At 59.2% G+C, this 15,221-nt stretch carries 6 protein-coding genes and 1 riboswitch; of the genes, 3 read left to right on the top strand and 3 right to left on the bottom strand.

Annotated elements, in window-relative coordinates; translation table 11 throughout:
- Positions 1-31 precede the first annotated feature (31 nt).
- The gene (locus PQG80_RS15265; protein ID WP_271752250.1) at positions 32-1,591 is read left to right on the top strand and encodes an extracellular solute-binding protein; all 1,560 of its coding nucleotides are present in this window, start codon (positions 32-34) and stop codon (positions 1,589-1,591) included.
- Positions 1,592-1,630: 39 nt separating this feature from the next.
- On the opposite strand, the gene PQG80_RS15260 is transcribed toward PQG80_RS15265, so the two are convergent.
- The 3 genes from PQG80_RS15260 to PQG80_RS15250 all read right to left on the bottom strand — a co-directional run bounded on the left by PQG80_RS15260 (position 1,631) and on the right by PQG80_RS15250 (position 4,915).
- Complete coding sequence (locus tag PQG80_RS15260; RefSeq protein WP_271752249.1) at positions 1,631-2,266, bottom strand: cyclodeaminase/cyclohydrolase family protein; 636 nt, start codon at positions 2,264-2,266, stop codon at positions 1,631-1,633.
- Positions 2,263-3,123, bottom strand: coding sequence for a bifunctional 5,10-methylenetetrahydrofolate dehydrogenase/5,10-methenyltetrahydrofolate cyclohydrolase (locus PQG80_RS15255; RefSeq protein WP_271752248.1), 861 nt, complete (start codon positions 3,121-3,123; stop codon positions 2,263-2,265). The genes PQG80_RS15260 and PQG80_RS15255 overlap by 4 nt, the downstream gene beginning before the upstream one ends.
- A 92-nt stretch (positions 3,124-3,215) precedes the next feature.
- A riboswitch (ZMP/ZTP riboswitch) is annotated at positions 3,216-3,300 on the bottom strand.
- Positions 3,301-3,532: 232 nt separating this feature from the next.
- Positions 3,533-4,915, bottom strand: coding sequence for an extracellular solute-binding protein (locus tag PQG80_RS15250; protein ID WP_271752247.1), 1,383 nt, complete (start codon positions 4,913-4,915; stop codon positions 3,533-3,535).
- Positions 4,916-5,178: 263 nt separating this feature from the next.
- Here PQG80_RS15250 and PQG80_RS15245 point away from each other — a divergent pair, with 263 nt between their 5' ends.
- Together PQG80_RS15245 and PQG80_RS15240 are read left to right on the top strand one after the other, a co-directional pair.
- The gene (locus PQG80_RS15245) at positions 5,179-11,286 is read left to right on the top strand and encodes a DUF4962 domain-containing protein (protein ID WP_271752246.1); all 6,108 of its coding nucleotides are present in this window, start codon (positions 5,179-5,181) and stop codon (positions 11,284-11,286) included.
- 130 nt (positions 11,287-11,416) lie between these two features.
- The gene (locus PQG80_RS15240; RefSeq protein ID WP_271752245.1) at positions 11,417-15,214 is read left to right on the top strand and encodes a fibronectin type III domain-containing protein; all 3,798 of its coding nucleotides are present in this window, start codon (positions 11,417-11,419) and stop codon (positions 15,212-15,214) included.
- Positions 15,215-15,221: the final 7 nt, after the last annotated feature.

Here is a 15,221-nt window from a genome sequence, read left to right as displayed (position 1 = left end):
AAAAAGCCGCGGGCGAAAAGGGGGATCCGGCTTGTTCGAGAATAGAAAACGAAAATCGGCGGCTGCCGCGCGGAAGGCGCTCGCTGTCCTCGGCGCGATGGCCGCCTGTGCCGGGCTGGCCGGCTGTTGGGAAGGCGACGGCGGCGATGCGTCCGCCCCGTCCGTACTGGCTTCAGAGGCAGGAAGGCAGACTGCGCCTGCATCCGGTGCAGAGCCGCTGACGATGCTGACGGAGGAATCGCAAGCCTGGCCGGCTAGGCCGGATTGGCCCGTATGGCAGTGGGTCCGGGAGGCGACGAACATCGCGGTCGAGCAGGAGACGCAGACGGGCCCGGAATCGATGGCGCTTGCGATCGCGTCGGGCGATATGCCGGATTTATTCACGTTGTACCCGATCGACGCGCAGAAGTACGGTCCGAGGGGCGCTTTTTTGGACCTGTCTGGATACTTGGACCGAATGCCTCACGTCCAGGCGTTCCTGACCTCGAGGCCCGATATTGCAGCGCGCATGACGTCTTCCGGCGGCGAGATGTACCAGCTGCTGACCGCCGGCGCCGGCGCGGGCAACCAGATGGTGTGGTTTTACAGGGACGATATTTTCGACAAGCACGGACTTAAGCCACCCGCCACCTGGGACGAGCTCTATGAGACCGCCAAGGCGCTGAAGCGTCTCTATCCCGACAGCTACCCGTTTGTCTTTCGGCATGGGCTGGGAACGCTTCGAACGTTTGGTCCGGCGTTCGGCCTCTATCCCGCGTTTTATCAGGATCCCGGCACCGGCGAGGCCAAGTATGGCGCGATCGAGCCGAATTTTAAGAAGATGATCGAATATTTGAGGAAGTTCTACAAAGATGGGCTTATGCCTCCGGATTGGCTCTCGATGGACTACAAGGCGTGGACGCAGTTCATGACGATGAACCAATCGTTTATGAGCGTCCAATACATCGGCCAGATCGAGATTATGAACGCGCAGCTGGACGTAGGCGCGCACCTGACGTTCATGCCGCCGCCAAGCGGCATAGACGGCCTCGCGTATCTCCCGAGAAACGACTACGAATCGCTGGGCTTCGCGATATCCGCCAAAACCGACCATCTGGATACGGCCTTGCGCTACCTTGACTTTTTGTATTCGGACGAGGGCATGGAGCTGATGAGCTGGGGCAAGGAAGGCGAGACGTACGAGGTACAGGAGGGCAAGCGGCGGCTTCTGCCTCTATTCAAGGAGCCCAACGATCTGCGCAAGGAAGCCGGCATCATGACGGCGGGCGCGTACGGAAGGTTCGACTACGGCTCGATCATGTCGCTCAGCAGCGCCAACGAGCAGTTCGCCTATCGCGAAGCAGCCAAGTACGCGTCCCCCGTCTCGGGGGAGCCGCCGATGCTGACCGCTAGCGAGATCGCCTGGGTCGGACCGGCGCTGGATCAGCTGGATCAATACTACAGGGCGAATATCGCCAAGTTCATCCTGGGCTACAAGCCGATGACCGAGTGGGACGCCTTCATAGACGGGCTTGGCCAGCTCGGACTGCCCAAGCTGCTGGACGTGTACCGGCAGGCGTTCGAACGGGCGCGGGAACGCGCGGGACCATGACCGTTGGGGCGAAAGTAAGGCCATGACCGCGCGCTCCAGTTATTCGCGCATCCGGCGGCGGGCGATGTCCAGCGTGTCCCGCGCGGAATCCGCGATGACGCGCATCCGCTCGCCCGCCTGCTCGGCATAAGCCGCTTCAAGCTGCGCGTCCTGAAAGGAACCGAAGTTGATCTCCGCGGTCAGCAGGGCGGACCGCGCCGCGGCCTCCAGCAGAATCGCGGCGATGGCCAAGTCGGACAAGACGTTTTTGTTGGCGCCCTCCGCGATTCGGAGCGTAAACGCCAAACCTTCCCGGCATTTCTCCATGAGCTGGAGGGGCGCTTCGGCCGCTTGCACGGCGGCCTCGCGCAGCGCCGCACGACGCTGCGCTTTTTCCTCGTCCGTCGCCTTCGGCAGCCGCAGCGCCTCCATGTAACGATCGAACGAAGCGATGTCCGCATGCATCAACGTCTCGCACTCGACGCTCAAGCGGTTCATCCGCTCGAGCGTCTCTTCGATCTGCGGCCGGATGGCGGCGAACTTGTCGCCCTGCGACAGCCGGCCGACCATCGACGACATGGCCGCCCCGAGCGCGGCGACCACCGCGGCCACGCTGCCGCCACCGGGCGTCGGGTCTGCGCTGCCCGCTTGACCGATGAAGCTCCGAATCGATCGATCCCACGAGATGTCGCTCATACGCCGATCACCTCCTTTTGCTGCCAAGCGATTGCGTCCATCAAGTTCCTAAATACGATCGCGGTCGTCAGCGTGCCGACGCCGCCGGGCACGGGCGAGCAGGCTGCGGCGCGATCGCACGCATCCGCGGCGACGTCGCCGCGGATGCTGCCGTCCGCAAGCTCGTTGATGCCCGCGTCCACGAGGACGAGGCCGGGATGGACCATGTCGGCCGACACTGTATCCGGACGGCCGACGGCGACGAAGGCGAACATCGCGCGCTTCAGATGGGACGCGAGATCCCGCGTGCGGGAATGGCAGACGGTGACGGTCGCCTGCTCGCGCTGCAGCAGATGGAAGAGCGGCAGCCCGACGGTCTGGCCGCGTCCGACCAGCGCGACGTCCGCGCCTTCGAGCGCGTAGCCGTAATGCTTGACGAGCGCGATGCACGCCTGCGGCGTGGCCGGGTAGAGACCGGCTTCGCCCGTGACGACGGCGAGCTTGTTCGCGGGCGTGACGCCGTCCACGTCCTTGGCCGGCGCGATCGCCCGCTCGATGCGGCGCGCGGACAAGTGCGCGGGCAGCGGCAGCTCCAGCAGGATGCCGTGGACGGCGGGGTCCGCATTGCTTTCGGCGATCAGCTGCAGCAATGAAGCTTCGGTCGCGCTGGCAGGGAGCTCATGAAGGCGGTAGGCGATGCCGAGCCGGTCCGCGATTTTTCGTTTGGCCCGCGCGTAATACGCGGATGCCGGATCTCCTTCGACTAGAATAACGGCCAGCTGCGGCTGCGTTCCGTTTTCCTTGAGCGTCTGTACGCGCGAGCGGACGTCGTCGTAGACGCGTTCCGCCGCTTCTTTGGCTTTCATGATCGTCGTCATGCCGTATACCTCCTTGTATGGGGATGCCGGTTTTAAACGCGAAAAAGGATCCGCGACAGGCTCGTATTCGCATACGCGTCCTGTTTGCGGATCCTTTTCTCCCAGGCGAACGGAAGGGTCCCGCCGCATGCTCCCTCGTGGTCGATTCCACTGATCTCGCCAGTTGCATGCGGTTCTATTGCCTTATATAGTAACAGACCCGGCTGCAGTTTAAAACCCTCTCCATCTGGTATGTATCTAGTACGTAAATGAATTGACCTTATCAATTATTGAATATATAATGACACTGAAACAAACCAAAAAGCGGTAGCCGGTAAAGATGGCTGCACCGCATAGGGGGGATGTTATCGGGGTCGAACGTTACGGCTCGAGAGAGACGCCGCAAAGGGTGGAGGTCTTCACCAGGCGGTCAGCGCAGCGCGGCGAGATCCGACTCTTGGACTCTCTGCAGAATCGTGTCCGCATCCTCCAGTTTCGCCCAGTAGTACAACAGTTCGTGATTGAGCACGAGCAGGCTGCGGAAGGGAAGGCCTAAGTCGCTGTGAAATCGGAACGTCGGGATGATATCCCGGTACATCGGATAGTGAAGCGGACGATATTCCTTGCCGGGACTTTGATCCGCCGCCGAACGGAGGCTTGGAATGCTGAGCGTATGCTTCCGGATGGCAAGCTGCGATTCGGGAGACAGCAGGAACTCCATCAACGTCCGGGCAGCCTGCTTGGCGGTGCCGTTCTTATTGATGGCGAGCCCGATGACAAGCAGCAGCGTCCTGGCTTCCTTCGTATAAGGGAGCGGCGAGATGTCGAAGTCGAGTCCGGACTCCCGGAAAGCGTTCATATGAAAATAACTCGTTATAATCATCGAAACCTTCTCGCGAAGGAACAAAGGTCCCGATACGTCTTCGTCCGGCAATAACAAGGAGATGGACGAGTCGTCCACGATGCTTGAGGCTTCCTCCAGACATTGCCGGAGAACCGGGTCGCGGTAGACCGTTCGCCCCTCCTTGCCCGGCCGGAACGAATAATCGTTTTGCAGCAAGAAAAGAGGCCAGCGATTGGTCGAGACCAGATTAAACAAAAATCCCAAACGGTCGCTTCCGCGCGACAGCGCTTCGCTGGCCCGGCGCACGTCGGTCCAACTCCAGCCGCTATCCGGCTCGGGCACGCCCGCTTCCCGAAAATGCTTTTTGTTGTAGCACAAGACGATAGGCGAAAAAACGAAAGGCTGCACGTACGTCGAATCGCCGGCCGTGAACGGCTTCGTCAAGAAAGGGTAAATCCCGTCGTTGCGCTCCAAAGGCTCTAGCGATTCGGGATGGGGACCCTTATCCAGAAACAGCTCGTAGCTCATCGTATTTACGGTGACCAGATCGATCGATTCCCGCTCCATGCTTTCCCGTACGGTCGGCGAGCCCCAGCTAATCGGCATCGGAATCATCTGAACGCTAATGTGCGGGTATCGCTTGTGGAACGCGTCGATCAGGGACAACAGGTTCGCTTCCTGTATAAGCGTAGGATAATAGCCGAACTTCACGATGACCCGATCTCCGGGCTGCGCGTTCAGGACGCGGGCGCCGATGCGGGGGAGCTTCTCGATGTAGCCTTCGTTCACCAGCGTGTCCAGCACCTTGCGGACGGATTGTTTGCTTAGCCGGAACTTCTCGCCAAGCGCGATTTCGGACGGCAGCAGATCGTCGGGCATATATTTTCCCGTCAAGATATCGTTCTTCAGAACGGAGGTCATATCGTCCATACGGGTTTTGAAAGTCGTGCGTTTTTGTCTTTCGGTCATATTGCAGCACCTTTCGGGACGTGTCGAATCGGAAGCGAGGGTCGGCGATCGATATGACCCAATAGCAATCTTATTATAATCGAAAGTGGCTGCGGTGACAAAGGAGAGAAGTGACGTAATAAGGCTTTAACTGGTTGGTATCTGGGTTTTATCATATCCATATTCAACGATAGATGTGTACGACATCGATTTTTCCGTGAAATGAAAGCGGTGCCAAATAGTCTGCGATTTCACCAGAACGACAATGATCCGGAGGCGCCCTCATGGTCTTGAGAAAATTCAAAGGGAAGTTAACCGTTGCGTTGGTCTTCACGCTTTTGTTCGGTTCGATTCCATTATTGCCCTCTACCCTTATTCCAGCCGCTCACGCGAGCGACGCAGATTGGCCGGCATCGGTCAGGACCGGCACGAACGTGCAGTTCAAACCGGAGGAAGCGCTTGTAACCACGCAAAATCCGCCCGATTTCGGATGGCCGTACGTTCCCGGCGCCGATCAGTACGCCTTGGAAGTAAGCCGCAAGGCGGACATGTCCGAGGTCGTTCACCAGCAACAGTCGCTGACCTCGAACCTGTACAACTTTCCCGACGCGTTCGAGACCGGTACCTGGTATTGGCGCGTCAAGTACCACAAACCGAGTACGGGCTGGTCGGGCTGGAGCACGGTCCGGAAGTTCCGGATCGCCGAGGATGCCGTTCCGTTCGAAGTTCCCGAGATCGACACGCTGATCGGGAACGTCACGCAGCAGCATCCCCGGATCTTGACGCGGCCCGAGGATTTAGCGGCGTTCAGGGCGCTTGCGCAGACGAGCGGAAAGGCTGTATTCGACGCTACGTTGGATGCGTACAATCAATCCAAGAACGCGCCGCTGCTCACTGAACCGACCTTTCCCTACCCCGACGACTACAACAAGAACGCGCCCGAATACGTCGACGCGATCAGAGTGCTTAAACGCTATGTCGATCCGGCAATCTCAAGGATCATGGACGCCGCGTTCGTGTACCTGATTACCGGAGATACGGCCATCGGAGACGATGCCAAGCGGCAATTGCTGAACCTCGCTTCCTGGGATCCGGACGGGGCGACGAAGTACTCGATCAACGATCAAGTGGACCGCGCCATCTCGTATCGCTCCGCTTACGTGTACGACTGGATCTATGACCGGCTGTCCCCGGAGGAGAGGGAACAGGTTCAGGAGATGATCAGCTACCGGACCGAGCGGATGATGCACGACCTTGTGGTCGATCAGCCCATGCAGCAATATCCGTACGATTCGCACGGCTGGACCAACTTCGGCTTCGTGGGCGTCATCGCGACGGCTCTGCTTCACGACGTGCCCGAAGCGTCGGACTGGTATCGGCAAGTCGTCCCTTCCTATATCAACCTACTGCCGCCCTGGGGCGGAGAAGACGGATCCTGGTCCCAAGGCACGGGCTACTGGCAGTGGTCTTCCGCGGCGAACAAGGAATTCATGGACATCTTGTTGACCTCGAGCGGATTCAATTTATACGACAAGGCATTTTCGCGAAATGAGGGCCTGTACCCGCTTTATGCGTTTCCGCATAACTCGAGAAAAGGCGTTTTCGGAGACGACAACCAATACGTGCCCGGAGGAACCAGCGTGTCCATCTTGAACCGGTTAGCCCAAATGTACGGCGATCCCCGGTTGAAATGGGGCGCGCAGGCGATCGGCGCGATACCTGCAATGGGCTTGTCCGATTATTACTACGGGGACGCCGATCTTCCCGTTCGTCCGCCCGTGGATCTGCCGAAGGCGAAGTGGTTTCCGACGACGGGACTCGTCGCCATGCACTCCGAGCTGTACGATCCCGACCGCGTTTCGTTCTATTTCCGCTCGAGTCCGTACGGAAGCTATAACCACAACCATGCGGATCAGAACGGCTTCATCATCCAGGCATACGGGGAATCGCTGGCCGTAGAGACCGGATTTTACGATTTTTACAACAGCGAACACCATCGGGATTTCACCAGGCAAACGCTGGCGACCAATGCCATTACGATCGACGGCGGCAAGGGCCAGCCAATCAACAACATCGACGCGGACGGCCGAATCCTCGGCTTCGTCACCAGCCCCGACTTCGACGCGACCAGCGGGGATGCGTCGGCTGCCTACGGCGGCGCGCTTAGCAAGGCGCTAAGGCACGTCATTTACTTGCGGCCCGACATGTTCGTCGTGATCGACGACCTCGCGACGACGATTCCGGGCGGTTCGAACTTCGAGTGGCGCATGCACGCAGAGGATCAGATGGAGCTGGACACGGACGGAGCCGGCGCGACGATCTACAAAGGCGAAGCCGCGCTGAAGCTCCGGTTCTACGCGCCGGGACAGCTGCAATCGACGATCGATACGAAGTTTATCGGCGTTAACGGCAAAGAGGTCAAACCGACGGGGAGCTACGCCTCCGAAGAGCAGGTTCATGCGGCGTTCGTGACGCCGAAGACCGGGGCCGTCAAGATGGTATCGACGCTGGAGCCTTTTAAGCACGGCAGCGAGCCGAATGGCGCCGTCGCGACCGACCATGGGGACTTCACGAAGCTGGCATTCAAAGACGGATCGACCGTCTATGTCCGGATGACGTCCGGCGGACTCGTCGACACGGGCGACGACGGATTCCAATTCGACGGCGCCGCGCTCGCGGTCAAAGACGGCACGGTACTGCTCGTTGACGGCAAGCGGGTCGTAAAAAACGGCGTCGCGCTGATCGAGAGCAGCCAGCAGGCGACGATCGTATCCGGCGACGACCGGCTCTCCGTCTCCCCGCAGGCAGACGCCCAAATCGCGATTCGCGCGCCAGGCGTCACCGAGCTCCGTGACGAAGCGAGCGGCGAGCCGATCCCCGCCGGCGGTTCCGTGCAGTCGGCGATGGATACGCGCGGCGTCCACTGGACGCTTACGGACGACGTTCTGACGCTGAACGTCGAGAAGGGCGAGAAGGCCTTCAAGCTGAACGACGCGCCGATGCCGGGCGCTCTGCCTCCCTCGACGATGCAGGTGGAGATCGACGGCGCGAGCGCTGACGTTGCCCTTCAGTCTTACAGCGACATCGACGGGGTTAAGGTATCCTGGGGCAACTTGTCGAACGCAGCCGGCTTCTATGAAGTGCTGGAGGCGCCCGCCGGGTTCACCTTCGAGAAATTCGGGCGTTCTCGGAGCGTGCTGCTGGATGCGAATGCGGCCGTCCTCGTGAAGGGAGATACCGGCGTCCTGAAGCTGAAGTCCGTCGGGGCGGGCGATCCCGCGGTTGCGGAAACCTGGGTCGACCCGGAAGCGACGAGAGCGGTCACGAACATGCTTTGGCAGGAAGCCGAGTCGTTCACGGGATACGGCGGCAAGGCGCCGACCCGGTACACGACCCGTCCGTTCCTGTCCGGAGGAACGGGCGTGTCCGAGTGGAACCAGATCGGCCAATCGATCCAATGGCGCTTCAACGTTCCTAAGGCCGGTAAGTACGATCTGGTCGTCAAGTACTTGGCGGGATGGGATCTGCCGAGCGAACCGGTGGAGGAATCGACCTCGATCCGCTTCGTCAAGCTCGGCGACAAGATGAACTACTTCAAAGCGCCGAAAACGATTAACGACTTCTCCGATCCTAAACAATGGAGAGGCCTTCGCGTAAAGTTGGATCAGTCGCTGCCGGCCGGTCCGGTGGACCTGACGATGTGGCATCAACGCGGCGGGATGAATCTGGATTGGATCGCGCTCGTCGAAGTCAAGGACGACGAGATCATCCCGACGGCGCCGGGCAATTTGCATCTGGTGTCCCAGACGTCGGATTCGGTGGACTTAAGCTGGGATGCTTCGACGGATAACGTAGCGGTGAAGGCGTACCACGTATTCGCGAACGGCGTCCGGAAAGCGGTCGTTCCGGCAGGCACTCTTACCGCGAAGATCGAGGGGCTGTCCATGGGGAGTGCCTATGCATTCACCGTCAGGGCGGTCGATACGAGCGACAATCTGTCCAAGGCGTCGAACGAGCTTGCGGTCACGATCATAGATACCGTCGCTCCGACATGGGGAGACGCCCCGTCGATCAGTCCGATCCTGATTTTCCCGAATGCGGTTCGGCTCGCTTGGACCCAAGCGACCGACATCGGGCCGGTAACCTCTTATGTGCTGCGCGCGAGCAAGGACGGCTCGCCCGTCCTGACGGACGTGTCGGTTGCGGGCGTCACCTACGACGTGACGGGATTACAGCCGGGCGGGACTTACGACTTCAAGGTGGAGGCCGTGGATGAGCATGGCAACCGATCCGTCGACGGACCCGAGGTGACCGTGACGCTGCCCTTGACGGGCGCCGCGTTCTACGATTCGTTCGACGATTGGCAGACGGGAGAAGCGATTAACGGCAACGGCTGGACGTTTACGAAAAACAACGGAACGTCCGTGGTCATCGCGCCGCTTGCGGATTTCGGCGGCCAAGGCTTGCAGGCGGTAGATACGTACCACGACAATTCGAATCCTTCGGCGGTCACGCCGAGCATGCTTCGCAAATTTACGCCGCTCACGGGGAAAGCGACGTTGGAGACGAAGCTGTCGTTCGACAAACTGAACCACAGCGTGGGCAATTACGAAGCGGTTCTGTTCGGCAACGGCACGATTTTCGGCAAGTTCGTCGGCTTCTCCGACGGCGGCATCGGCTATCAGACGGCGGTAAACGGGGCGAATACGTTTGTCCGCATTACGCCGTACGGCACCTACCAGCAGCCAGCCGGCCAATGGATGACCATCCGCTTCGACGTCGATTTGGCCGCCAAGACTTTCGACCTGACCGTGCAGGCTGACGGGCTGAAGACGTACGCGGGCATTCCGGACAGCAAGGGGACGTTGGATCGGACTGCGGGCATTTACCGCGTGGAAGACGTCCCCTTTATGGCAGGCACGGCCAACGTCGCGCAGCTCGATCATTTCCAGTTCAGAGCCGCCTCCTATACGGGGAAATACACGTTGGACTATTTGACGGCTTATCAAACGGAACCGGCTCCGAGCGTTCAAATCTCGGCCAAGCGGAATCTGAGCGCGGGCGAGCAGTTCCCGGTAATCGTCGGGATGACCAGCGTCACGGACGCCGTCTACCGGACAGCCGTCTTGAAATATGACGCCGACCGGTTCGAGTATGTGTCCGCCGAGAGCGCGATCGAAGGTCTCGAGCTCGGCGATGTCTCGAACGACGAGGCGAACGGACTCGTAAGCATCGCTTCTGCGAGCGCGTCGCCGATAAGCGGATCGAGCGAGCTTTACCGCGTGTCCTTCCGGGCCAAATCGCCGGGGACGGGCAAGATCGGCGTCGGCAGCGCGCAGTATGGAACATCGGCCTCCAACGTAAACGCGCTGACGGCGCTTCCGACGATCACGCTCGCAGTGGCGCCGGCGGGCAAGGGCGAACTGCTCGCCGCGATCGCGGAAGCCGAGTCGAAGGACGAACAGCTTTACACGCCGGATACGTGGACTGCGCTGCAAAGCGCGCTGGAGATGGCGAATTCGATTAGTCAGAATCCAGGTGCGAGCCAATCGGAAGTCGACGGGGCCGCAGCCGCTTTAACGTCGGCCATTCACGCGTTGGTGCAGGTCGCCGGCAAAGCCGCGCTTGCGGCCGGCATCTCTGCCGCTCAGTCTCTGTTCGAGGAAGATTATACCGCGGCATCTTGGACGACTCTGCACGCGGCATTGACGCAAGCGATCGCGGCGAACGACGATGCGAATGCGACGCAAGCGCAGGTGGACACGGCCGCAGCTAGCTTGCAAGCCGCCCAAGAAACGCTCGTGCCGAAGGCAGCCGCGGTACCCGGAAAAGGCATGCTGTCCAGCAACAGCGGATACGCCAGCGGGCTGCACGAAGGCCATTACAAGATCACGATGAACCTGTGGTACGGCCAGAACGGCACGAGCTACACGCTGTACGAGAACGGCGCGGCCATCGACGCGAAGCGGCTGACGGACGGATCGCCGGGGGCGCAGAGCGCGGTGACGAACGTGTCGGGCAAGCCGAACGGCACGTACGTATATACGTGCGAGCTTCGCAACGGGCGAGGCGCCACCGCCTGCGCGCCCGTGACGGTCACCGTGAAGGACGCGAATCCCGGCATCCCGGTGCTGTCCCATGACAACTGGGATAAGAACGGCGAATATATGGTGACGATGAATCTGTGGTGGGGCGTCAACGGGACGACCTACAAGCTGTACGAGAACGATGCGCTGATCGATACGAAGCAGCTGACCGCGAATACACCTTCGGCCCAATCGGCCGTCACGCCGATCTCGGGCAAGGCCGCAGGCGCTTACCGCTACAAAGCCGAATTGATCAACGCAGCCGGCATGACCGAGAGCCAGGAAATCACGGTCACCGTGCAATGACGCTTCGTCCCGTAGCGCGGGATTGATTTAACCGAATACGTTGACCCAACAAGGCCGCGGCACAAGAAGTCCGGCCTTGTTGCGTTTTTTGGCTGACGGAGAACCAAATATGAGAAGGAGTGATTCCGAAATGAACTTCTTGCGCGGAAAATTCATCGCGGTCCCTGTATTCGTATTGGTTTTAGGCTGGCTCCTGTTATTTCCCTTGGCGAGTCGTTCGAATACCGCCTCTGCGGCGGCGATCCCGGAACCGATCGAGAGTCATCCGCGGGTATTCGCAACGGCAAGCGACAGAATAAAATTGGCGGATAAGTGGGATGAAACGACCGGCTGGGCCAAGCAGGCGGCGGATGCGCTCCAAGCGGATGCCAACTCCCCGGTGTCCTTCCAGCTGCCGAATCTACAGTACGTCAATGAAAACTCGCCCACGACGAACGAAAGCCGGCAGGCAAGGGAAAAGTTGGATGCGCTTGCATTCAAGTATTTGATGGATCCCGTCGCCAATCAGGCTTCGGGTCAAGCCGCTGTAGCGGGAGCGAAACAATACCTCGGATCGCTCGTACTGCCGGCCGCAGGGGGGAATCACCACGTGATCGGCAGAAACTTGTTGACCGCCGCGTTCGTTTACGATTGGTGCTACGCTTTGCTGACGGACGAGGACAAACGCTTCTTCATCGAACGGATCGAACGAATGGCCTCGCAGTTTACCGAGATCGGATATCCGACCTTCAAGCAGAGCGCCGTCACCAGCCCGGGAAGCTCCGAGGTGTGGCTGCTTGATCTGCTCGCCGCCGGCATCGCGATCTATGACGAGAAGCCGGAGATGTATAACATCGTTTCCGATTTTCTATATGAACACGTTTTCCCCGCGCGCGATTTCTTGTACAAGTCGGGGATGCCGTACAACGGCGTCGCTTACGGTCCCGGCAAGTACATGTTTGATTTGTGGCCCTCTTGGCTGTATGGGAAGATGGGACTGGACGACCCGTACCGGAATGAGAGCATGAAGGACGTCCCCTATCGCTGGCTGTACGAGAGAAGGCCTGACGGTCAACTTCTGCGGAGCGGCGACAATTATATTTCCACCTACGCGGATCCCGGAGAGTATTGGGACAATATAGGCGATACTGCTTATCCCGAATACCTGTACCAGAATGGATTAATTCTGACGGAAGCGAACCATATCAGGCCAAGCATTAACCCTAACGATAGCTTCAACTCTGCGTTGTTCGCTCTGCTGCTGCGGGATTTGACGCTAGCGCCCAAGCCTGTATCGGAAATGACCGATCTTTCGTTGACGCGGTATTTCGGCAGCCCGATCGGATCGATGATCGCCAGGACGGGGTGGTGTACTTATCTCGGCAATACGCCGAATTGCACGTCGCCAAACGCTGCGCCGGATGTCGTTGCGGAGATGAAAATCCAGGAGTGGAGTGTAAACGACCATGCGCACTGGGACGCGGGCAGCTTCCAGCTGTATTATAAAGGCGCATTGGCGATCAAGTCGGGCGTATATGAAGGCTTGGACGCGAACGGAAAATTAGTAGGCTATGGAAGCGATCACGATTTGAATTATCACAAGCGCTCCATTTCAGCGAACACGCTGTTGATCGAGGATCCGGCGGAGGCGTTTGCGTATCGCGGCACGACCCGGTCGAACGACGGGGGCCAGCGGATCGCCAATGACGGCTTCCAGCCTCATAATTTGACCGATTTGAAGGACCCGGCCAAGGGATACCGGACCGGCGAGGTGCTTTCCTATGGCATTCAGGCCGACGGCAACGGGGGGCCCCTCGATGCGCCAGACTTCAGTTATTTAAAAGGCGACATCGCGGATGCCTACTCGGACAAAGTATCGGAAGTGAAACGATCGTTCGTTTTTCTTAACTTGAAAAATTCGACGATTCCGGCTGCACTGATCACCTATGACAAAATTACGGCCGCATCTTCCTCCTATCAGAAGAAATGGCTCCTCCACAGCGAGGAGACCCCCGCCGTGAACGGGAATCGCACCGTGATCAAACGGGAAGAGGGCGACTACGACGGCAAGCTCGTCAACGACACGCTCCTCCCGGCTGCGGCATCCGTGGACGTCACGTCCGTGGGCGGAGTCGGCAACGAATATTTCGTCGATGGAGCGAATTATCCAATGTCTGACAAATACGACCCCAACACCGTTGAAGGCGGCACTTACCGTGTGGAAGTATCCCCCAAGGCAGAAGCCGAGACGGATCGGTTATTAAACGTGATGCAGGTGATGGATACCGGGACGACCCCCGAATCGCCCGTCTACGTGGAAACGCGGACGCCGGTGAATACGAAGCGGCATGACGGCGTCATGATTAGGGATCGGGTCGTCTACTTCGCCTATAGCGGGGAACGAAACTCGGATACGTTGAAATTTACCGTGACGAACGCTTCCTACGGCACCTTGAAGTTTCTGATTACCGACATGGCGGCAGGCTTTTGGCAAGTGAAGCGGACCGGCGAAACGGGTTTTCTGGTTCGTTCGACGAAGGAGGGCGGGTTCATCGAATTTGAAGGCGCGCCGGGCGAATATACGATTACCAATTACGGCATGGCCTCGGACATTGCGGCGCCGACTCCGCCAGGCGGTGTCCAGGTGAAGTCCGTAACGAAGGATTCGGTGACGCTCGAGTGGTCGAAATCCTCGGATAACGTGGGCATCGATCACTATGAAGTGTTCCGCGACGGCGTGTCGGTCGGTACCCCTACGGACACCTCTATGGAGGTGACGGGCTTGTCGTCAGGGGTCGAATACACGTTCAAGGTTAAAGCGGTCGACCTGAAAAACCTGGCCTCGAACTTCAGCGCGGAGGTCAAGGCAACGCCCGTCGATACGGTGCGACCGACCGTGCCGGGCAACGTTCGGGCCAATGCGGGCGGGAAGTTCGTCGAACTTAAATGGGACGCGTCTACCGATAACGTAGGCGTCACGGGGTACGACATTTATGAAAGAGACGCGCTTGTGTTTCCAGGGGTTACGGGGACGAGTTGGATCCTTTATCCAACCTCGCAGCTTGCAATAGAACCGGACCGGCTCTACCGGTTTACGGTCGTCGCCAAGGACGCTGCCGGGAATCGATCGTCCGCACGGACGACATTCGCAGGCGGAGTCTGGACGCAAAAAGACAGCTCGATCGATGTCTGGGCCACGAGCGGGGAGTATCTCATCAACAGCGCCAATACCGCCTATATCGAAGCCGAAAAATATCGTGCATTGAGCGGGCAATGGGGTTTGAGGAGCGATTCGACGCCATCTGAAGGTATATACGTTCGCTCGGCCGACGACAATCCGAACGATCAAGATTATTTGGAATTTAAGCTAAACGTGGCGACAGCCGGCAATTATTACATTAGCCTTCTGGGCAAAGGCGGCAGCGCGCTGCCGAACCATATGACCTTACGGATCGATAATAACGCCGCCACGGAGCAGACGATCGCTTTGACGTCCACGGCATGGAGCTGGCTTCGCACAGGATCGTTCTTCTCGATCCCGGCTGGCACGCACACGGTGCGCTTGCTGCCAAGCAGAAGCGGATTGGATGTGGACAAAATCGCCATATCCACCCAGACGGCCACGCCGACAGGCATCGGCGGCACTGCGCTCAAGCCGATGGATTCAAGGCCGCCTGCGCAGCCTAATTTGTCGTATTCAAAGTCGGACAACGTGTTTAAGCTCATGTGGACCAAATCCGCGGATAACGACAATTCCGCGGCGCCGCAATATGAGGTGTTGAGGTCGACGGGCACGGCTGAACCTTCCACCGTCGTTTTGACGGCGTCGTCCGCAACCCAATATACGTCGCCTGCACTGACGACCGGCACCCGTTATAATTTCAAAGTGCGGGCGATAGACGCAGCCGGCAACGAAATTTTCAGCAATGTGATCCACATTACGCCTTAAGAAGGAC

The sequence above is a fragment of the Cohnella rhizoplanae genome, assembly GCF_948329515.1.
GTDB classification, from domain to species: Bacteria; Bacillota; Bacilli; order Paenibacillales; family Paenibacillaceae; genus Cohnella; species Cohnella rhizoplanae.
The sequence above is the reverse complement of the archived record's forward strand: the minus strand, read 5'-3'. Positions and strand labels throughout refer to the sequence as shown.

Coding starts and splice junctions, on each gene's coding strand:
- PQG80_RS15260 (WP_271752249.1), bottom strand. CDS start 2,266: ATGAGCGACATCTCGTGGGATCGATCGATTCGGAGCTTCATCGGTCAA.
- PQG80_RS15255 (WP_271752248.1), bottom strand. CDS start 3,123: ATGACGACGATCATGAAAGCCAAAGAAGCGGCGGAACGCGTCTACGAC.
- PQG80_RS15250 (WP_271752247.1), bottom strand. CDS start 4,915: ATGACCGAAAGACAAAAACGCACGACTTTCAAAACCCGTATGGACGAT.
- PQG80_RS15245 (WP_271752246.1), top strand. CDS start 5,179: ATGGTCTTGAGAAAATTCAAAGGGAAGTTAACCGTTGCGTTGGTCTTC.
- PQG80_RS15240 (WP_271752245.1), top strand. CDS start 11,417: ATGAACTTCTTGCGCGGAAAATTCATCGCGGTCCCTGTATTCGTATTG.